This is a genomic window from Oceanicaulis sp. UBA6590, assembly GCF_002433705.1.
In the GTDB taxonomy this organism is placed as follows: domain Bacteria; phylum Pseudomonadota; class Alphaproteobacteria; order Caulobacterales; family Maricaulaceae; genus Oceanicaulis.
On record NZ_DJIQ01000035.1, the window covers coordinates 1 to 18267 of the forward strand.

Here is an 18267-nt window from a genome sequence, read left to right on the forward strand (position 1 = left end):
GTGGAAAACTGCGGATAGAGCGGCAAAAGTACAATTTCATCAGGCTGGTAGGCTTTCACCGCCTTCACCGCCTCATCCAAGAAGGGATGCCAGTAGCGCATGGCGAGAAAGCATCGCACCTCATCGTCAGCGCCCAGCCGCTCCCGAAGCGCAGCAGTCAGCGCCTGCGCCTGTTTCTCGGTTTCAGGCACGATGGGCGAGCCGCCGCCCATCTTGGCGTAATTCTCTGTCGCTTCCTTGGTCCGCGTGGTGGAAATCAGCCAGGCCAGGAACTCCCGGATCAGGCCCGGCGCGCCAATGATCGCCGGATCGCGGAAAAGATTGCGCAGGAAGGGGCGCACATTCTCGGGCTTGTCCGGCCCGCCCAGATTGAACAGCACCACTGCAATTCGCCGCGCCATGCGCCTACTCCTGTCTGAAACCGATCACGCTGAAGAGTCTTAACCCTTGAAACCGCGCACGCGCTCGATCAGGCGCGTGACGTTTTCAGGGGGCGTGTCGAGATGAATGCCATGTCCGAGATTGAAGACATAGGGCCGGCCCGCCCAGGCGGAAAGGAGCCGGTCGATCTCGGAATCCAGCACGTCGCCCCCCGCGCGCAGCACCGCCGGATCGAGCTGGCCCTGAAGCGGCAGATCCTTGGGGAAGGCCCCGCGCGCCCAGTCCGTGTCCAGCCCGTGATCCAGCGCGAGGCACTGGATGCCGGTCTCTTTGGCGTAGCGGACCGCCTGAGGCCCGGCGCCGCGCGGGAAGCCGATGATCGGCAAGGTCACGCCCATCTGGCGCAAGCGATTAATGATCCGCTTGGTCGGACGGATGATCACCCGGTCAAACAGCGGGTCCGGCAGGCCTTCAGCCCAGGAATCGAACAGCTTGAGCGCATTCGCGCCGGCATCCGCTTGCGCCTTGAGATACTGGGCGCTCGCCTCGGCCAGAAGATCGAGCAGGGCGTCAAACGCGTCCGGCTGGCTCCAGGCAAGGGTGCGCGCATTGATCCGGTCCTTGGATCCGCCGCCCTCGATCATGTAGGTCGCCACGGTCCAGGGCGAACCGGCGAACCCGATCAGGGAACAGGTCTCGGGCAGGCCTGCGCGGACCTTGCGGATCGTGTCGCTGACCGGCCGCAGGACCTCATTCGCTCTCTCGACAGACAGCGCCCCGAGATTTTCAAGCGCCAGCGGTTCCAGCTTGGGTCCCTCGCCTTTCTCGAACCACACGGTCTGGCCCAGCCCATAGGGGATCAGCAGGATGTCGGCGAACACGATGGAGGCGTCAAAGCCATAGCGGCGAATGGGCTGGAGCGTCACTTCCGCTGCAGCATCCGAATTGAGGCAGAAATTGATGAAGTCCGGCTGCTGCGCGCGCACCTCGCGATATTCCGGCAGATAGCGACCCGCCTGGCGCATCAGCCAGATCGGCGGCGGAGAGACGGTCTCGCCAGCAAGGGCGCGCAGGAAGGGCTGGTTCTGATCAGTCATGAATGGCTCTCGTCAGCGCCGGGGTTCGAGGGTTATCCCCGGACAGGTCAGACCCGGTCATACCTCTCTTTTTCATTGAATGAAAAGAAGGGGTGATAGTAGAGGCGCCCATAACGTGGATAACTGCGACGCTTCATCGCTGGCGCCGGATATCCACAGCCTGTGAAAGCCGGTCATCCACGGTCTGACTTTCGTATCAGAATGAGACATTAACGGAATTTTTACTTTGGTTAACCGCAGCCTAGCCGAGTGCGTGAACAGGATCGGCCATAAAACCAAGAAAATGACTCGGAAAATTGTCGACAGATCGGTGGCCCCCGGAGCCCTGTTTATTCCCTGATGTGAATGTGTGGGCGCCAACTGGGCGCCAGACCGTGATGACCCTCGCCTCTGTCCCCGAGGCGGCGGAAGCCGTGGACAAGCAGACTGGGTTATTCACAGCTTGCGCGCACTGGTCTACCGATGGGGGATGATGACTTCTGAGGAGCCGCGCATGCCCCGGTCCGCCGATATCGGAATCTATTTCCATGTCCACATGATCTCGGACTCCACGGGCGAGACCCTGATGGAGGTGATGCGCGCCTCCGTCGCCCAGTTCCAGAATGTGCGTCCGATCGAGCATCTGTATGCGCTGGTGCGCTCTCCGCGTCAGCTCGAACGCGCGCTGGAGCACATTCAGGCCTATCCCGGCATCGTCATGTTCACGCTGGTGAACGCCGAGCTGCGTCGCGATCTCGAGGACGCCTGCGCATCCATGGGCATGCCGGCGCTCGCGGTTCTGGATCCCATTCAGGCCACCATGTCGAGCTATCTGGGCGCGCCGGTCCAGGGCAAGGCGGGCGCCCAGCGGGTTCTGGACGCAGACTATTATCGCCGCATAGAGGCGATGAACTATTCCATGGCCCATGATGACGGTCAGGGCGATGACTTGGCGAGCGCGGACGTGATCCTTCTGGGGATATCCCGGACGTCCAAGACCCCGACCAGCATCTATCTGGGTCATCGCGGCATTCGCACCGCCAATATTCCGCTGGTGCCCGGCGCGCCCCTGCCTGAAATCCTCTACCGCCTGAAGAAGCCGCTGATCGTGGGGCTCACCGCCTCGCCCGAGCGCATCATACAGATCCGGCGCAATCGCCTGCTCAATCTCAAGGAAGACCGGTCCACCGAATATGTGGACGAGGAAGCGGTGAAAGAGGAGGTGATCCACGCCAAGCGCCTCTTCGCGCGCTATAACTGGCCATCCATCGACGTCACCCGGCGTTCGATCGAGGAAACCGCTGCGAAGGTGCTGAACCTTCTGCAGGACCATAAATCCAAATTCTAGAGCGATGTCATGAGCTTCATTCTCGCGTCCGGTTCGGCGTCTCGCCGCGCCATTCTTGAAAACGCGCATGTCGCCTTCGAGGTCGATCCCGCCGATATCGATGAGGGCGCGGTCAAGGACAGCTTCTCCGGAGATCCTTCGGCGTTGGCGCTGAAACTGGCCGAGCTCAAGGCGCTCGAGGTCTCCAAACGCCGTCCGGGCGCGCTGGTCTTGGGATCTGATCAGGTGCTCGAATTTGATGGCGAGGCCTATGACAAGGCGCGATCGGTGGAGGAAGCGGAAGCGCGGTTGCGCCAGCTGCGCGGGCAGACCCATTATCTGCAGGGCGGCATCGCCTTCGCGCGCGATGGAGACATTGTCTGGCGACATCAGGCGACGTCCACCCTGGTGATGCGCGATTTCTCGGACGCGTTTCTGAGCGATTATCTTGAGAAGGCAGGCGATATCCTGACCAAGGGCGTGGGCTGCTATGCCTTTGAGGGCCTGGGCGCGCAATTGTTCGAGCGGACCGAGGGCGACTATTTCGCCATTCTGGGTCTCTCCCTGATCCCCGTGCTCGCTGCGCTGCGTGAGCAGGGCGTGCTGGCGGAGTAGGTGCATGGCGAGCGAATGGCCCCAAGCGGCGGTGGTGGGCTGGCCGGCCAAGCATTCCCTCTCGCCGCTGATCATGAAGACCTGGCTCGATGAAACCGGCCAGCCGGGCGATTACGCCATCATTGAATGTGAACCGGATGCTTTTGAGAGCGCGGCCCGCGCGCGCTTCAATGCCGGCCTTGTGGGTGTGAATGTCACGGTTCCGCACAAGGAAGCCGCGCTGAAACTGGCCGATGCCGCCTCGGACGCGGCGCGCGCCATAGGCGCAGCCAATGTGCTGGTGTGGCGTGAGGGCCGGATCGAGGCGGACAATACCGATCATGTGGGCATCGCCCGCGCTCTTGAATCTGATTCAGGATCTGGCCCGGCCGTGCTGATCGGCGCGGGCGGCGCCGCCCGCGCCGCGCTCTATCATCTCAAGGGTCAGGACCGGGAGGTTCGCATCCTCAACCGAAGCCGGGATCGCGCTGAAGCTTTGGCTGGTGAGTTCGGGGTTTCCGCACAAATACAGAGTCTTGAGGATGCGACTGCCTTTGACGGGGCGAGCCTGGTCATCAACGCCACCTCGCTGGGCATGAGCGGCCAGCCGCCTCTGGAGGTTGATCTGTCCGCCACATCGGAGAACGCGCTGGTGTTCGACATGGTCTATGCACCGCTCAGAACCGGGCTTCTGGAGCAGGCTGAGCGACTGGGACGACGGACGGCGGATGGTCTCATCATGCTGGTGGGGCAGGCGCGGCCGGCCTTTGAGCAATTCTTTGGCGCACCGGCGCCGCAGCATGACGGCGTCCGTCATGGTCTGCTGGCCGCTCTGGAGCAGCGCGCATGATTATTCTCGGCCTCACCGGCTCCATCGGCATGGGCAAGTCCACCACCGCCAACCTGTTCAAGGAACAGGGCGCGCCGGTGTTTGATGCAGACGCCGCTGTCGCGCAGATGTATCAGCCGGGCGGCGACGCCGTCCCGCTGATCGAGCGCGCCTTTCCCGGCTGCACAAGCGAAGCGGCCGGGGTGGACCGCGCCAAGCTCACCGCCGCCCTGCAAGCGGATCCGTCAAAGTTCGAAACCCTGAACGCCATTGTTCATCCCTTGGTCGGCGCGGCGCGGCGACGGTTTTTTCATGAGGCTGAACAGGCCGGTGCGCCGCTTGTGGTGCTGGATGTGCCGCTCCTGTTCGAGACCGGTCAGCATGACCAGGTGCACCATGTGGTGGTGGTCTCCGCGCCCGAAGCAGTCCAACGTGAACGTGTGCTGGCGCGGCCGGGCATGAGCGTGGACAAGTTCGAGGCCATTCTGGCGCGACAGACGCCTGATGCTGAAAAACGGGCCAGGGCTGACCATGTCATCGACACCAGCCAGGGGGTCGAGCATGCCCGGGCTCAGGTGCGGGCGCTGCTGGATGAGCTGAAGACGAGCAGGGATGCGCAATGAGCAAGCGCGAGATCATTTTCGATACCGAGACCACGGGACTGGATCCGCGCGGCGGCGACCGCGTCACCGAGCTGGGCTGCGTGGAGGTGATCGACCTTATCCCGACAGGCAAGGATCTGCGCATCCTGATCAATCCCGAGCGCGACATTCCCGCCGAGGTCACAGCCGTGACCGGGCATACCTGGGAGATGCTCAAGGACGAGCCGAAGTTTGCGGAAATCGTCGATCAGTTCCTCGACTTCATCGAGGATTCAACGCTGGTCGCCCATAACGCCATGTTCGACATGGGCTTCATCAATATGGAGCTCGAACGCTGCGGCAAGCCGATCATCCCCAAGGCGCGGTTCATCGATACGGCGGCCATCGCGCGCGAGAAATTCCCGGGCGCTCCGGCCAGCCTCGACGCTCTGTGCAAACGCTTTGACGTGTCGCTCGACAGCCGGACCAAGCACGGGGCGCTGATCGACTCCTACCTGCTGGCCGAGGTGTATCTGGAGCTCAATGGCGGGCGGGAGCAGTCCCTGAGCTTTTCCGGCTCGGATGGCGGCGATGGCACGGTGGTCTATCCCACCCGCGCAGCGCGGCCGAAATCCCTGCCCAGCCTGGTCACGGAACGCGAACGGGCCGCCCACGCCGAGTTTATCTCGGAAATGGACGACCCGCTCTGGCAGTCTCTGGGACTGTTGAAGGCTGAAACTTCAGCCTAGTTTCAGGAGCTTTTTCAGCGAAAGTGGAGTCCGGTTTCGCGGTTCGAAAAAGCGACCTCGTTAGAGTTAGGCGTCGGACGGCGGGGTTGCCGGGGCGCCTTGCTGGGCCTGGGCGCGCTGGGCCATTTGCTGACGATAGAGCGCTGCGAAATCCACCGGCTCCAGCATCAGCGGCGGGAAGCCGCCATCGCGGGTGGCGTCGGACAGGACGCGGCGGGCGAACGGGAAGATCAGGCGCGGGCATTCGATCAGCAGGAAAGCTTCGCGCGATTGCGGGTCCACATTCTGGATCTGGAACAGGCCGGCATAGGTCAGCTCGACGATGAAGACCGGGTTGGATTCACGCTGGGCGCGGGCGCCGATGATCAGCTCCACCTCGAACATGTCATTGCCCAGATCGCGGGCCTGAACGTCCACGCTCAGATCGATATTGGGCTGGCCGGCGCCGCGCAGGCTGTCGGGCGCGCCGGGATTTTCAAACGACAGGTCTTTGACATACTGACCCGCCACACGAATGGCGGGAGGCATCGGCTGGTCGCCGCCTTGCGGCGTAGCGGGCGCGTCGGTCATGTTGGTCAACTCGAGCTTTGATCGGGAGAATGCGAAAGCACAATCCCGCAAACAACTAAGGGTGAAGCGGGGCGGGTAGCACGCAGGGGCGCCTGCGGCAAGCGCAACCGCCCGCGTGACGCGGCGGTCATGAACCCCTATATCTGCACAAACACCGCATACACATCCTGCGCGAGCGTCTTCATGGACATTCTTCAAATCCTGTTTTTTGCCGGTCTGGCCGTGTTCCTGGGGGTTCGCCTCTACATGGTTCTGGGCAAGTCATCCGGTCGCACGGCCGAGGATGTGGAGCGTGAGCAGCGTGAGCGGGCCGAAGCCGCCGGGATGGGCGCGCCGCCCCCGTCCATGCGCCCCCAGGCCGATGAAACCCCGTTCGCGGCGCAATTCGCCGGGCCGGCGGGTGAGGGTCTGATGCAGATCGCCCAGCATGATCCCGCTTTTGATCCTGATGAATTCCGCAAGGGCGCCCGGGCCGCCTACGAGATGATCGTGCTGGCCTACGCCAAGGGCGATCGCGAGGCGCTCGAGCCGCTGCTGACCGAGCGCGTGAAGAAGGCCTATGACCAGGCGATCGCGGCGCGCGAGGAGAAGAACTGGACGGTGACCACGGAGATTGACCGCATCAAGTCTGCGGAGATTTCTGAAGCCTCTCTTAACGATAATCGGGCCAAGGTGAAGATCGCCTTCTCCGTCGAGCTCGCCAGTGAAACCCGCAACGCTCAGGGAGATGTGGTGGAGGGCGACCTCACCACACTGAAAACGGTCGATGAGATCTGGAGCTTTGAGCGTGACGTCACCAGCGAGAACCCCAACTGGCGCCTGTCCGGGGTCAAGCCCGCTTAGGGTTTTCGGCCTTTTCGCCCTGCTCCTTCTGGCAGGCTGTTCCAGCGCGCCTTCCCCCTCTGCGCCCTCTCAGCCCGGTCATCCGGCACGTCCGGGCGGTCATCCGCCGCGGCCCGCCGTCACGTCTGTGGAACTGCATCCCGTGCCGTTTTCCCGCGTTGAGGGCTGGCGGGACGTGGATGCGCAGGCGGCGCTGACCGCCTTTGTGCGCTCCTGTGAACGCATCGAGCAGCGTCCCGCCCATGAACCTATGAACCCGCGCGTGCGCTATGCCGGAACGGCGGGCGACTGGCGCGAGGTCTGTCTTCAGGCGGCGCTGCTGTCAGGGATGGGCGCGGGCCCGGACAATGCGCGCAGCTTCTTCGAGCGCAATTTCACCCCGGTCGAGCTGGAAGGCGCAGGTCGCCTGACCGGCTATTACGAGCCGGTGGTGGAGGTCAGCGCCTCGCCCACGCCCGAATTCTCCATGGCGATCCGCGGCCTGCCGGGCGATCTTCTGACCGGGGATCTCGGTCAGTTCATCGCCGGGCTTGAAGGCCAGCGCGTGGTGGGCCGGGCGGCGGACCGCCAGTTCGTGCCCTATCAGTCGCGCGCGGAGATCGAGGCGCAAAATCTCGGCGTGCCGCTCGCCTGGGGTCGGCCGATCGATGTGTTCTTCCTGCAGATCCAGGGCTCGGGTCGTCTGCATTATCCCGACGGCTCCGAAGCGCGGGTGCGCTTTGCGGCGCATAATGGCCGGCCCTACGTCTCCATCGGGCGCATCCTGATTGATCGGGGCGAATTGTCTGAACACAACGCCTCCAAACAGGATATCGAGAACTGGCTGCGCCTGCGCGGACCCCAGTCCTGGCGGCCGCTCTTTGATGAAAACCCGCGCTATGTCTTCTTCACGCTCGATAGCCTGGATGACCATACCGAAGGCCCGATCGGGGCGCAGGGCGCGCCCCTGACGCCCATGGCCTCGCTGGCGGTGGACGCCGCCCATCACGCCTGGGGCGTGCCGGTGGTGCTCAATGCCCGCCTGCATGGCGCGCCGGACTGGACGGGGCTTGTGATCACCCAGGACGCTGGCGGCGCCATTCAGGGCGCGGCGCGCGGCGATCTGTTCTTCGGCTGGGGCTATGAAGCGGGTGAGCGCGCCGGGCGCCAGAACGATCCCGCCGCGCGCTGGACGCTGCTTCTGCCCAACGAGCTGGCCGCGCGCCAGGTCCGCTGATGGCCAAGCGGCGCACACCCCGCGGGCTCAAGCCTGAAGAGCGCGAGCTCTGGACCCGGTTTGCGCGCGGGGTGAAGCCGCTGGATGAAGAGCGCCTGAAACGGCTGGAGCGCGAGGATATCGAGCCGCCCAAGCCCACATCCCTGCCCATTCCCCAGACTGAACCGCTTAAGACCGGCGCGCTGCAACGTGATATGATGCGGGAGATGGCCCAGCGCCCCAAACGGCGCGTGCCCGTTGATCGCAGCCCGGAAAAGAAGGTCCGCCGCGGTCAGGTGGAAGTTGAAGCGCGTCTGGACCTGCACGGCATGACCACCTCCCATGCCCGTCAGGCCCTGCTGGGCTTTCTGCATCGCTGCCGGTCCAATGGCATGCGGACGGTGCTGGTGATCACTGGCAAGGGTGCAGGCGCCCGCGCGCTTGATGACCGCCGTTACCAGCCCTGGCAGCCGGATGAACGGGCCTTGCCCGGCGTCTTGCGCCGGTCCTTCACCCAATGGATGCGCGATCCGGACTTTGCGCTGCTGGCCTCAGGCTATGCCGAAGCCAATCGCCGTCATGGCGGCTCAGGCGCCTTCTACGTCATGCTCCGCGCGCTCTGATCCGAAACTGCGCAGGCGCGCCTCGAACGCGGTCCCGCTGCGCGCATAAACCGGCAGGCCCGGCGGCGGCAGCAGCACATTGCAATAGCGCACATGCACAGGCGGCTGGATCTGGAAGGCGCGCAAGCCTTCAACCATGTCCGGGTCGAGATCGGGCAGGGCGGCATAGCAGAACTCGCCAAAGCCCATGGCCAGCCAGGCGTCAAACGGCCCGTAATGGCGGTGATAGGGGTTGGGCAGGGCGGCGGATTTGCAGCGCGCCTTGAACTGGCGATGGGTTGAGCCATTCCAGCCATAGCGCACCAGAATGGGGGCGGCCTCGATCAGGGCGTTCAGGCGGTCTCTCTCAGCCTCGGGAAACTCGAAATCCTCACTATCAAGGGCATAGAGCGCCATGGCGGCGCCGGGGCGCGCCAGCACCAGCCCTTCATGCTCGCCCGAGCCGCCGCCCAGCACCAGCTGGTCTGTCCGGCACGGAAAATCGAGCCGGGACTCGCCATTTTCCGGGCCGGGAATGTCCTCTAGCGGGCGATAGAGCGGCAGGCCCGCCATATAGCCCACCAGCACATGGTCATAGGAGTCGATATAGCTCATGGCGCCAGATTAATCGCAAGCTGCGAGCCGCGCTATCGCTTTCAGATCAAAGGCGTGAGAGCGATCAGATTCCGCCAGACATCCTGCACTTTCCGCTAAAACTAAGTTTTTAGTTGATCGCTGCGCCCGGCTGTGCGACACAATTTGAAACTAAGGAATTCGTAGATGGCCCGCACCCCTTCCCCGACCCTCACCGAAGCCGAACACCGCATCATGAGCGTGCTGTGGGAGCGCGGCGAAGCCAGCGTGCGTGATCTCACCGATGCTCTGGAGCCGGCCTATGGCCTCGCCTACACGACCGTGCTGACCACGGTGCGCATCATGGCGGACAAGGGCTATGTCAATTTCCGCAAGGAAGGCCGCGCCCATATCTACGCCCCGGCCTTGTCCAAGGAAGGCGCGCAGCGCAGCGCGCTGGGCGGCGTGCTGAAATCCTTCTTTGGCGGCTCGCCCCAGCGCCTCGCCCAGCACCTGATTGAAGACGAGGCGCTGACGCTCGATGATATCGACGCCCTGCGCGCCGAACTGCTCCGGCAGAGCCAGGAGAAAGGCGGCGAGACATGATCACCGCTTTGTTCCAGGCCGCCCTGTTCGTGCTGATTGGCTCGACCGTCTTTGCTCTGGCGACGCTGGTGCTTGACCGGATCGCGCCGCAAACCCGCATTCGCGAGCGTCATGATCTGGCTCTGGCGTTGCTGTACACCGTGCCGGCGATCTTCGTGATCGCCCTGATGCCCGCCTCCGGCAAGCCCGCTGAAGGGCTGAGCGTCAGCCCGGGCGCGGTTGCGCCTGTGCCTGTGATCTCGCCCGAAACCCTCGCGGCTCTGCCCGCCCGGGAATTGGCGATGCAGGATCAGGCTCTGGCCTTGCCTCATCTCCTCACAGGGCTGGGCTTTGTGCTGGTGTTTGCCTGGATGATCGGACTGGTCTGGGCGGGTCTGGCTCTGGGTCGGGATCTGTGGAATCTCAACCGGCTGACAACGCGTGCGACGCCTGTGACGACCGATCTCGCCCTGTCGCGCCGCGTCGCCTTGCGCCAGAGCCGGGACGTGCTGTCTCCCATGGTGGCGGGGTTCGTCCGCTCGGTGATCCTGATTCCTGAAGACTTCCGCTTTGATGAGGCCGGTCAGGCCGTGCTTGAGCACGAGATCGCCCATATCCGTCGTCATGACGCCCTGACCGGACTCGCCCAGCGTCTGATCGCCTGTGTGTTCTGGTGGGCGCCGGGCGTGCATCATCTCAACCGCCATGTGCGCAGCATGCGTGAAGCGCTGTGTGATGAAGCCGCCGCGCGCACCCAGGGCAAGCCGCTGGTGCTGGCCCATGCCCTGCTCGACGCCGCGCGGAAGGCGGTTCTGGCGCGTCCCCTGACCCTGGCGGCGCAAGCGCCGCGAAAATCCGAATTGAGGTTCCGTGTGAACGCTTTGGCTCAAGTGCGCACGGGCTCCGTGCAACGCTCCTTCCTGAACATGATGATGGCCCTGCCGGTCCTACTGGTTCTGGCGATTGTTCTCACCCCTCGCGTGGGCGCCTTCGATCTGGTGGAATCGCGCCTGATCCAGGCCGTGCGTGAGGGCGACATCGCCTTGCTCGAGTCCCGGCTTGAGCGCGGCGCGGATGTGAACCGCATCTGGCCGACCGATGGCACGGCGTTGATCGAGGCGAGCCGTCGGTCTGACCCCGCCATGGTCGCCTTGCTGCTGGAAGCCGGCGCAGATCCTGATCTTGTGACCCGACAGTCCGGCACCGCCCTGATCGTGGCCGCGCGAGCGGGCAGCCTTGAGGTGGTCGATCTGCTGCTGGAGGCGGGCGCGCAAATCGATCTCGCCGCCCCGCAGAATGGCTCCCCGCTGATCAATGCAGCCCGAGGCGGTCATCTCGAGGTGATCTCCCGGCTTCTGATCTCGGGCGCGGACCCGAACGGTTATGTGCCGAGCGATGAGACGCCGCTGATCAATGCGGCGGCGGCCGGACAGATCGGCGCGGCCCAGTTGCTGGTGATCGCGGGGGCGGATGTGTCCCTGACGGTCCCGGCGGCGTCCGGCGACATCGGCGGACCCTATCGTTCCCCGCTCAGCGAAGCCGTCCGTCATGAGCAGGCGGCGATGACGGACTGGCTCTTGGAGCGAGGCGCAAGTCACCATCCGCCTGAGACGAACTAACCCACTCTAAAAACAACAATAATCAACTTTTCTGGTGATCCGTCGATTGATGGAAAGGAGACCCCTGTGCTTGGATTCCGCTTCAACCCTGCCCTGTCGGCCCTGACCTTGGGCGCCGCAGCGCTGGTTTCAACGCCGATCCTGTCCGCCTGCCAGCCCGCTTCGGCGCTCAGTGCGGCAAACCCTGAGAGCTTCACGGAAAACCTGCGTGGCCGCTTCTCTTATGATGGCGTTGTCGAGCGCTACACGCTGGAAGAGCGAATGGCTCATTATGGCGTGCCGGGGGTGGCCGTGGCGGTCATCGAGGATGGCCGCGTGGTCTTCGCGCGGGGGTATGGCGTATTGCAGGCCGGGTCAGAGGCGCCCGTGACCGCGGACACGGTGTTTTCGGCGGGCTCGGTCAGCAAGATGGCGACCGCCCTCATGACCCTGAATCTGATTCAGTCCGGCGCGCTCGATCTTGATGCCGATATCAGCCATGTCCTGCCCTATTGGGCGCCCGAAGCGAACTCGCCCCATGCCGACGCGCCGCTGACGGTGCGCATGCTGCTCTCTCATACAGGCGGGCTGAATCTGCACGGCTTTGCGGATTTCCTGCCCGGCGAAGCCCTGCCGACGCGCGAACAGACCCTGAATGGCGCGGCGCCGGCTGATCATGATCCCTTGCGCGTGGAGGCCCTGCCGGGATCGAGTTATCGCTATTCGGGCGGCGGCTACACCCTGCTGGAAGGTCTGATCGTTCAGGCGACTGGCCTGGGCTTCGAGCACAGCGCCGAACAGGCCCTGTTCGAGCCGCTGGGCATGACCCGGTCGAGCTTCGCCAATCCTCTGCCCGAAGATCATGGAAATATCGCCAAAGCTCATGACCGCGAGGGCGCGCCGACGGCTCTGCCGCGCGGCTATGAAGCCTTTCCGGAAAGGGCAGCGTCGGGCCTGTGGACCAGCGCGAATGATCTCGGGCGCATGACGGCGGAGATGATCAACGCCTATCGCGGTCAGAGCGCCTATCTGCACCCGGTTCTGGGTCAGGAGATGATGACGCGGGTCTCCCCGTCCGAGCATGGCCTGGGCCCGCGTCTGGAAGGGCGGGGCGAACATTTCATCTTCCATCATGGCGGGACCAACAATTCCTATCGCGCCTGGATGGAGGGCCATCTGGCGACGGGCGACGGCCTGGTCGTGCTGACCAATGGCGCGAACGGCATGGATCTGGCGGTGGAAATCCGCAATGCGATGAATGATGTGATGGGCTGGAGGGTCAATCCGGTGCTGGACGTGCCAGCGCTCGACCTGACCGAGGCGCAGCTGGCGCGCTATGAAGGCGTGTATGCGCTCGATCCGAACTTCCCGCTCGATCTGCAGGCCCAGATGGCGGCGCCGCCCTTCATCTTTGACCTCACGATCTATCGCGAGAACGGCCAGCTGATGGCGAGCTATAATGGCGGTCAGTCAGGGGCTCCGCTCGTTCCTGTGGCGCCGGATCGCTTCTACATTACTGACTTTTCACTGAGATCAGGCGTTTTTGAACTCAAGTTCAATACAAACGCCCTTGCCCAGGTGACCTCGGTTGAGGCTTCTATGGGGTCCGCTGAAACGGTGTATCTCCCCGCTTCATAGCGTGCGGCTTCGGCCGGCGCCGTTTTCAGCACGCGCCGCGTCGATCCCCTTTTTCGGCGCGGCGCACCCTTGCCGGGGCGCCGCGCCGGACCCGCTTACAGGATGAACTTGGACAGGTCCGAATTGCGCGCCAACCCGCCCACACGGTCGCTGACATAGTCGGCGTCGATGGCGAGGCTTTCGCCGGACCGGTCAGACGCGGTGTAGCTGATCTCCTCGCACACCTTCTCCAGAATGGTCTGCAAGCGCCGCGCGCCGATATTCTCGACGCTGGCGTTCACCTCGGCGGCGAAGTCGGCGATGGCGTCGATCGCGCTGTCGTCAAAGCTGAGCTCGAAGCCTTCGGTCTTCATTAGCGCCACATACTGGGTGATCAGGCTCGCTTCCGGTTCGGTCAGGATGGCGCGGAAATCATCACGGTTCAGCGCCTGCAGCTCGACCCGGATCGGCAGACGGCCCTGAAGCTCGGGCAAGAGATCGCTCGGCTTGGACACATGAAAGGCGCCCGAGGCGATGAAGAGCACGTGGTCGGTCTTCATCGGACCATATTTGGTGGAGACCGTCGCCCCCTCGATCAACGGCAAGAGATCGCGCTGCACGCCCTCGCGAGAGACATCCGCGCCGCGCGCATCGGCCCGGGCTGACACCTTGTCGATCTCGTCCAGAAAAACGATGCCTTCGTTTTCAGCGAGGCGAATGGCTTCGGACTGGATCTGGTTCTCATCCAGAAGCTTGTCCGCCTCCTCGTTGATGAGCGGCTCATAGGCTTCTTTCACCGTGGTGCGCAGGGTCTTGGGACGCCCGCCAAAGCCCTTGCCCAGCATGTCGCCGAGATTGATGACGCCCATCGAGCCCATGCCGGGCAGGTCCATGCCCTGAAAGGGGTTGGCGCTGTCATCGATGATCTCGATCTCGATTTCCTTGTCATCGAGCTCACCGGACAGCAGCTTCTTGCGGAAGGCTTCGCGGGTTGAGCTGCCGGCGTCCTTGCCCACCAGGGCGTCCAGCACGCGTTGCTCGGCGGCGCCATGGGCCTTGGCCTTCACCTCTTCGCGCTTCTTCTCGCGCACCAGAGAAATAGCGACCTCGACAAGGTCCCGTGCGATGGAATCCACATCCCGGCCCACATAGCCCACTTCGGTGAATTTCGTCGCCTCGACCTTGAGGAAGGGCGCGCCCGCGAGCTTGGCGAGACGGCGGGAGATCTCGGTCTTGCCCACGCCCGTCGGGCCGATCATCAGGATGTTCTTCGGCGTGACCTCTTCGCGCAGGCCCTCGGGCAGGTGCTTGCGGCGCCAGCGGTTGCGCAGCGCAATGGCGACCGCTTTCTTGGCGTCGCCCTGGCCGATGATGTGGCGATCGAGCTCATGGACGATTTCGCGCGGAGAAAACTCAGTCATGACGCCCCATGTCTTTTTGTCGATTGGGTGGTAAGGAAAGAAGACATGTAGGGGCTTGTCGTCCCGAACACAAAGCCCGCGACTGCAGGCCCTGATCGAGGAGTGTGTGATGACCCGTCCCCGTTTTCATCTGGCCTTTCCCGTTGATGATCTGGACGCCGCCCGCCGTTTCTATGGCGATGTGCTGGGCTGCCCGCAGGGGCGCGAGAGCGATCACTGGATCGACTTTGATTTCCTGGGCCATCAGATCGTCGCCCATCTGGCGCCGGAAGAGTGCCAGAAGGCCAGGACCGGCGCAGTGGACGGCAAGAATGTGCCCGTGCGCCATTTCGGCCTGATCCTTGAGTGGGACCAGTTTGATCCGCTGGCGGAACGCCTGCGCCGGGCGGGCACGCCCTTCGTCATCGATCCCTATGTGCGCTTTGCCGGAAAGGCGGGGGAGCAGAAGACGATGTTCGTGCACGACCCGGCTGGCAATGCGCTGGAATTCAAGGCGTTCCGGGACGACGCCATGGTGTTCGCCACAGAGCTGGATACCTGAAGCCTCTTGCGGACTGGCGCGTCTTCCCTCATTCACTTAATGAGTGAACTAATCAGTCAGGGAGGAGACCCGAATGTCGAACGCAGACTTTGACGTCGTGATCTATGGCGCGACCGGTTTCACCGGGCGTCTGGTGGCGGAATATCTCGCCAGCGAATACGGCAAGGATATCGCGTGGGCGATGGCGGGCCGGTCCGAGGACAAGCTCAAGCGCGTGCGTGACGAGATCGGCGCGCCGTCCGACACTCCGCTGATCGTGGCGGACGCGTCTGATCCGGCGTCGCTCAAGACCATGGCCGAGCGCACGCGGGCTGTCATCACAACGGTCGGCCCCTACCAGCTCTATGGCGAAGCGCTGGTGAAAGCCTGCGTCGAGACCGGGACCGATTATGTGGACCTGTCGGGCGAGCCGGCCTGGATGCATGACATCATCGCGGAGTACTCAGACAAGGCGAAACAGTCCGGCGCCCGCATCGTGCATTCGTGCGGCTTTGACTCCGTCCCCTTTGATCTGGGGGTCTACTTCCTGCAGCAGCATGTGAAAGAGACAACCGGCAAGCCGCTCGCGCGCATCAAGGGCCGGGTCCGCGCCATGAAGGGCACGTTCTCCGGCGGCACCGCAGCGAGCTTCGCCGAGACCATGAAGCGGGCGGCCAAACAGCCTCAAATCATCGACTGGCTGAAAGACCCGTTCTCCCTGTGCCAGGATTTTGAAGGTCCCAAACAGCCCCATGGCGCCAAGGTGATCTTTGAAGAGGATCTCAACGCCTGGTCCGCGCCCTTCGTGATGGCGACGATCAACACCAAGAATGTCCATCGCTCCAACGCCCTGATGGGTCACGCCTATGGCGAGGACTTTGTCTACGACGAGATGTTCATGACCGGCCCCGGCGAGAAGGGCGAACAATTCGCCCACGCCATCGCCAATGACCGCTCCATGCAGGACAATCCGCCCAAGCCGGGCGAAGGCCCGTCAAAGGAAGAGCGCGAAACCGGCTTCTATGACGTCATGTTCACCGGCGAGACCTCGGATGGCCAGCGCTTCACCGCCTCTGTGAAAGGCGACAAGGATCCGGGCTATGGCTCGACCTCGAAGATGATCGCCGAATGCGCGCTGGCGCTGGTGAAGGATGTGAGCCGCGATGAGACGCCGGGCGGGGTCTACACCACCGCCCCCGCCATGGGCGACGCCCTGATCAAGCGCCTGTCAGACCATGCCGGCCTGACGTTTGTCATCGAGGGGTAGGGACTGAAACCCCGGCCAAGCGGAGCGCAGAGCCGGGGCCTCCCTCAGAACAGGGCGCTTAACGTGGATGGAGGTCCCGGGTCGTCGCTACGCTCGCCCGGGAATTCATTCTCAATTGTGGTAACGAAAAACCCCGGCGCTAGGCCGGGGTTTTTAGTTCTGCCCAAAGCGCCAGGCTCTAACCCAGCGTCTCGACGGTCAGATTGCCGTTGGAATAGACGCAGATCTCGCTGGCGATCTTCATGGCCTTGCGGGCGATCACTTCGGCGTCTTCCTCGTAATCGAGCAGGGCGCGGGCCGCGGACAGGGCGTAATTGCCGCCCGAGCCGATGGCGGCGACGCCGTCTTCGGGCTCCAGCACATCACCGGCGCCGGTCAGGGTGAAGGTCTCGGACTTGTCCGCCACGATCAGCATGGCTTCCAGCCGCCGCATATAGCGATCGGTGCGCCAGTCCTTGGCCAGCTCCACACAGGCGCGCGCCAGCTGGTCGGGATATTGCTCGAGCTTGGCTTCCAGGCGTTCGAACAGGGCGAAGGCGTCCGCCGTGGCGCCGGCGAAGCCGGTGATCACCTTGCCGCTGGCGATGGGGCGCACCTTGCGGGCGGTCGCCTTGACGACCGTATCGCCGATGGAGACCTGGCCGTCGCCCGCCAGAACCACCTTGCCGTTCTTGCGCACGCTCAGGATGGTCGTGCCGCGCCAGCCGGGAAACTTGCGTTCGGTATCCGCCATTATGAAATCAGTTCCGGGTCTTCGGAGAACTGGCCGCCCTTGCGATAGCGCGCCAGATAGGTCGGGGTGATCGCTTCGACCGTTTCAGGGTCGATGTCGAAATCGGCGGTCTCGCCCAGATCCTCATCGGTCTCGCCGACCACATTGTCCGATTTCAGCAAGGTCACCTGATCGCGGGTCAGGAAGGGCTGCACGAAGGGCAGCGCGCCCAGGATCTCGCCGACCATGCCCAGCGGATAGGCGGCGAAGAAGGGCACGGGAACCAGCAGGCGCTTGCGACGGATGGTGGTCAGGATGAATTCCATCAGCTCCTTGAAGCTGTAGGTGCTCGGGCCGCCCAGCTCATAGGTGCGGCCCGCAAATTTGGACGGCGCGTCCACGGCTTTCAGCACGCATTCGGCCACATCGCCGGCGAAGATCGGCTGGAAGCGGGTCTGGCCGCCGCCGATCAGCGGCAGGGCCGGAACAAAGCGCGCCATGGAGCCGAACTTGTTGAAGAAGCCGTCTTCCATGCCGAAGACGATGGAGGGGCGCAGGATCACGGCGGAGGGGATGTGCTCACGCACCGCCTTCTCGCCAGCCGCCTTGGTGCGGGCGTATTCGGACTTGCTGTCCTCATCCGCGCCAATGGCCGAGATTTGCACGAAATTGGTGATGCCCGCCTCGGCCGCGCATTTGGCGACCAGGCCCGCGCCGTCCGCCTGCAGGGACTGGAAGTTCTGCTTGCCGCTCTCAGACAGGATGCCCACGAGATTGACCACCGCATGCGCGCCATCCACGGCGCGGCGCACGGAGTCCTCATTGCGCAGATTGGCCTGCATCAGCTGGACCTGGCCCACAACGCCCATGGGTTTGAGCTCATGGGCGAGATGCGGGCGGCGGGTCGCGGCGCGCACCCGGTAGCCGGCCTTGGCCAGTTCACGCACCACATACCGGCCGATGAAGCCCGAAGCGCCGAAAACGGTGATCATTTCATTGCGAAGAGTCATGGTCCGCCCCTGAAAGGCTCGCGCGCGAAGCTGCGTGCGACATGTAAGTTAGGTTTGATAGGGCGATAGACCAAAACGGGGCCTCCTGTCCATGCGGCGCAGTGATCTCGCCCCCGCCGGAAGCGTCTGTAAAAGGCCGCCCTGCGATGGTGTGCGGCTGATGTGCAGATCAACGGCGCCATCCCCGTTGACAGCCGCCATCCATCGCCGTATCACC

Annotated in this window: 20 protein-coding genes; 13 read left to right on the forward strand and 7 right to left on the reverse strand. The window is 63.8% G+C overall.

What is annotated here, in order from left to right; all coding sequences use genetic code 11:
* Together B2Z70_RS07610 and hemE are read right to left on the reverse strand one after the other, a co-directional pair.
* Positions 1-401 (reverse strand): ferrochelatase (locus tag B2Z70_RS07610; RefSeq protein WP_292982221.1); only part of this gene is annotated, 401 nt, incomplete at its 3' end.
* 39 nt (positions 402-440) lie between these two features.
* Positions 441-1478 carry a uroporphyrinogen decarboxylase gene (hemE, locus tag B2Z70_RS07615; RefSeq protein ID WP_292982222.1) on the reverse strand — a complete coding sequence of 346 codons (1038 nt, stop codon included), beginning with the start codon at positions 1476-1478 and terminating at the stop codon, positions 441-443.
* A gap of 493 nt (positions 1479-1971) precedes the next feature.
* Between hemE and B2Z70_RS07620 the strand changes: the two genes are divergently transcribed.
* Genes B2Z70_RS07620 through dnaQ form a run of 5 tightly spaced genes read left to right on the forward strand, consistent with a single transcriptional unit; the run spans position 1972 to position 5537 of the window.
* Positions 1972-2805, forward strand: a complete 834-nt coding sequence (locus B2Z70_RS07620) for a pyruvate, water dikinase regulatory protein (RefSeq protein ID WP_009802399.1) — start codon at positions 1972-1974, stop codon at positions 2803-2805.
* Between the two features lie 9 nt (positions 2806-2814).
* Positions 2815-3399, forward strand: coding sequence for a Maf family protein (locus B2Z70_RS07625; RefSeq protein ID WP_292982224.1), 585 nt, complete (start codon positions 2815-2817; stop codon positions 3397-3399).
* A 4-nt stretch (positions 3400-3403) separates the two neighbouring features.
* Entirely contained in the window at positions 3404-4228 is an 825-nt protein-coding gene (gene aroE, locus B2Z70_RS07630) for a shikimate dehydrogenase (RefSeq protein ID WP_292982226.1), read from the forward strand.
* A complete protein-coding gene (gene coaE, locus B2Z70_RS07635; protein WP_292982228.1) occupies positions 4225-4830 on the forward strand; it encodes a dephospho-CoA kinase in 606 nt (201 codons plus the stop codon). The genes aroE and coaE overlap by 4 nt, the downstream gene beginning before the upstream one ends.
* Positions 4827-5537 (forward strand): DNA polymerase III subunit epsilon, encoded by a 711-nt coding sequence (dnaQ, locus tag B2Z70_RS07640; RefSeq protein WP_292982230.1) that lies wholly within the window; start codon positions 4827-4829, stop codon positions 5535-5537. Before coaE ends, dnaQ begins: the two co-directional genes overlap by 4 nt.
* A gap of 66 nt (positions 5538-5603) precedes the next feature.
* Here dnaQ and secB read toward each other — a convergent pair whose 3' ends face one another.
* Complete coding sequence (gene secB, locus B2Z70_RS07645; protein WP_292982232.1) at positions 5604-6107, reverse strand: protein-export chaperone SecB; 504 nt, start codon at positions 6105-6107, stop codon at positions 5604-5606.
* 183 nt (positions 6108-6290) lie between these two features.
* On the opposite strand from secB, the gene B2Z70_RS07650 reads away from it, so the two are divergent.
* The 3 genes from B2Z70_RS07650 to B2Z70_RS07660 all read left to right on the forward strand — a co-directional run bounded on the left by B2Z70_RS07650 (position 6291) and on the right by B2Z70_RS07660 (position 8768).
* Positions 6291-6950 carry a Tim44/TimA family putative adaptor protein gene (locus B2Z70_RS07650; protein WP_292982233.1) on the forward strand — a complete coding sequence of 220 codons (660 nt, stop codon included), beginning with the start codon at positions 6291-6293 and terminating at the stop codon, positions 6948-6950.
* Between the two features lie 142 nt (positions 6951-7092).
* Positions 7093-8166, forward strand: a complete 1074-nt coding sequence (mltA, locus tag B2Z70_RS07655; RefSeq protein ID WP_292982235.1) for a murein transglycosylase A — start codon at positions 7093-7095, stop codon at positions 8164-8166.
* Positions 8166-8768 carry a Smr/MutS family protein gene (locus tag B2Z70_RS07660; protein WP_292982237.1) on the forward strand — a complete coding sequence of 201 codons (603 nt, stop codon included), beginning with the start codon at positions 8166-8168 and terminating at the stop codon, positions 8766-8768. The genes mltA and B2Z70_RS07660 overlap by 1 nt, the downstream gene beginning before the upstream one ends.
* Here B2Z70_RS07660 and B2Z70_RS07665 read toward each other — a convergent pair.
* Positions 8733-9362, reverse strand: coding sequence for a hypothetical protein (locus tag B2Z70_RS07665; protein ID WP_292982238.1), 630 nt, complete (start codon positions 9360-9362; stop codon positions 8733-8735). The genes B2Z70_RS07660 and B2Z70_RS07665 overlap by 36 nt on opposite strands.
* Positions 9363-9527: 165 nt before the next feature.
* Between B2Z70_RS07665 and B2Z70_RS07670 the strand changes: the two genes are divergently transcribed.
* The 3 genes from B2Z70_RS07670 (at position 9528) to B2Z70_RS07680 (ending at position 13141) form a co-directional block, all read left to right on the forward strand.
* Positions 9528-9926 (forward strand): BlaI/MecI/CopY family transcriptional regulator, encoded by a 399-nt coding sequence (locus tag B2Z70_RS07670; RefSeq protein ID WP_292982240.1) that lies wholly within the window; start codon positions 9528-9530, stop codon positions 9924-9926.
* Positions 9923-11524, forward strand: a complete 1602-nt coding sequence (locus B2Z70_RS07675) for an ankyrin repeat domain-containing protein (RefSeq protein ID WP_292982242.1) — start codon at positions 9923-9925, stop codon at positions 11522-11524. The genes B2Z70_RS07670 and B2Z70_RS07675 overlap by 4 nt, the downstream gene beginning before the upstream one ends.
* A 66-nt stretch (positions 11525-11590) precedes the next feature.
* Positions 11591-13141, forward strand: coding sequence for a serine hydrolase domain-containing protein (locus B2Z70_RS07680; RefSeq protein ID WP_292982244.1), 1551 nt, complete (start codon positions 11591-11593; stop codon positions 13139-13141).
* 95 nt (positions 13142-13236) lie between these two features.
* On the opposite strand, the gene hslU is transcribed toward B2Z70_RS07680, so the two are convergent.
* Complete coding sequence (gene hslU, locus B2Z70_RS07685) at positions 13237-14541, reverse strand: ATP-dependent protease ATPase subunit HslU (protein ID WP_292982246.1); 1305 nt, start codon at positions 14539-14541, stop codon at positions 13237-13239.
* A 109-nt stretch (positions 14542-14650) separates the two neighbouring features.
* Here hslU and B2Z70_RS07690 point away from each other — a divergent pair, with 109 nt between their 5' ends.
* Positions 14651-15082: a VOC family protein gene (locus B2Z70_RS07690; protein ID WP_292982248.1), complete on the forward strand. Its 432-nt coding sequence runs from the start codon at positions 14651-14653 to the stop codon at positions 15080-15082.
* 73 nt (positions 15083-15155) lie between these two features.
* Positions 15156-16328, forward strand: coding sequence for a saccharopine dehydrogenase family protein (locus tag B2Z70_RS07695; RefSeq protein WP_292982250.1), 1173 nt, complete (start codon positions 15156-15158; stop codon positions 16326-16328).
* Between the two features lie 178 nt (positions 16329-16506).
* Here the strand turns inward: B2Z70_RS07695 and hslV are convergent, their stop codons facing one another.
* Together hslV and B2Z70_RS07705 are read right to left on the reverse strand one after the other, a co-directional pair.
* The gene (hslV, locus tag B2Z70_RS07700; RefSeq protein ID WP_292982252.1) at positions 16507-17061 is read right to left on the reverse strand and encodes an ATP-dependent protease subunit HslV; all 555 of its coding nucleotides are present in this window, start codon (positions 17059-17061) and stop codon (positions 16507-16509) included.
* Entirely contained in the window at positions 17061-18050 is a 990-nt protein-coding gene (locus B2Z70_RS07705; protein WP_292982254.1) for a complex I NDUFA9 subunit family protein, read from the reverse strand. The genes hslV and B2Z70_RS07705 overlap by 1 nt, the downstream gene beginning before the upstream one ends.
* Positions 18051-18267: the final 217 nt, after the last annotated feature.

Bases quoted from the DNA above. Each gene is read 5' to 3' on its own strand.
- B2Z70_RS07665 (WP_292982238.1), bottom strand. From the start codon at position 9,362: ATGAGCTATATCGACTCCTATGACCATGTGCTGGTGGGCTATATGGCG.
- B2Z70_RS07670 (WP_292982240.1), top strand. From the start codon at position 9,528: ATGGCCCGCACCCCTTCCCCGACCCTCACCGAAGCCGAACACCGCATC.
- B2Z70_RS07690 (WP_292982248.1), top strand. From the start codon at position 14,651: ATGACCCGTCCCCGTTTTCATCTGGCCTTTCCCGTTGATGATCTGGAC.
- hslV (WP_292982252.1), bottom strand. From the start codon at position 17,061: ATGGCGGATACCGAACGCAAGTTTCCCGGCTGGCGCGGCACGACCATC.
- hemE (WP_292982222.1), bottom strand. From the start codon at position 1,478: ATGACTGATCAGAACCAGCCCTTCCTGCGCGCCCTTGCTGGCGAGACC.
- dnaQ (WP_292982230.1), top strand. From the start codon at position 4,827: ATGAGCAAGCGCGAGATCATTTTCGATACCGAGACCACGGGACTGGAT.
- B2Z70_RS07660 (WP_292982237.1), top strand. From the start codon at position 8,166: ATGGCCAAGCGGCGCACACCCCGCGGGCTCAAGCCTGAAGAGCGCGAG.
- coaE (WP_292982228.1), top strand. From the start codon at position 4,225: ATGATTATTCTCGGCCTCACCGGCTCCATCGGCATGGGCAAGTCCACC.
- secB (WP_292982232.1), bottom strand. From the start codon at position 6,107: ATGACCGACGCGCCCGCTACGCCGCAAGGCGGCGACCAGCCGATGCCT.
- hslU (WP_292982246.1), bottom strand. From the start codon at position 14,541: ATGACTGAGTTTTCTCCGCGCGAAATCGTCCATGAGCTCGATCGCCAC.
- B2Z70_RS07650 (WP_292982233.1), top strand. From the start codon at position 6,291: ATGGACATTCTTCAAATCCTGTTTTTTGCCGGTCTGGCCGTGTTCCTG.
- B2Z70_RS07675 (WP_292982242.1), top strand. From the start codon at position 9,923: ATGATCACCGCTTTGTTCCAGGCCGCCCTGTTCGTGCTGATTGGCTCG.
- B2Z70_RS07705 (WP_292982254.1), bottom strand. From the start codon at position 18,050: ATGACTCTTCGCAATGAAATGATCACCGTTTTCGGCGCTTCGGGCTTC.
- B2Z70_RS07620 (WP_009802399.1), top strand. From the start codon at position 1,972: ATGCCCCGGTCCGCCGATATCGGAATCTATTTCCATGTCCACATGATC.
- B2Z70_RS07625 (WP_292982224.1), top strand. From the start codon at position 2,815: ATGAGCTTCATTCTCGCGTCCGGTTCGGCGTCTCGCCGCGCCATTCTT.
- B2Z70_RS07695 (WP_292982250.1), top strand. From the start codon at position 15,156: ATGTCGAACGCAGACTTTGACGTCGTGATCTATGGCGCGACCGGTTTC.
- aroE (WP_292982226.1), top strand. From the start codon at position 3,404: ATGGCGAGCGAATGGCCCCAAGCGGCGGTGGTGGGCTGGCCGGCCAAG.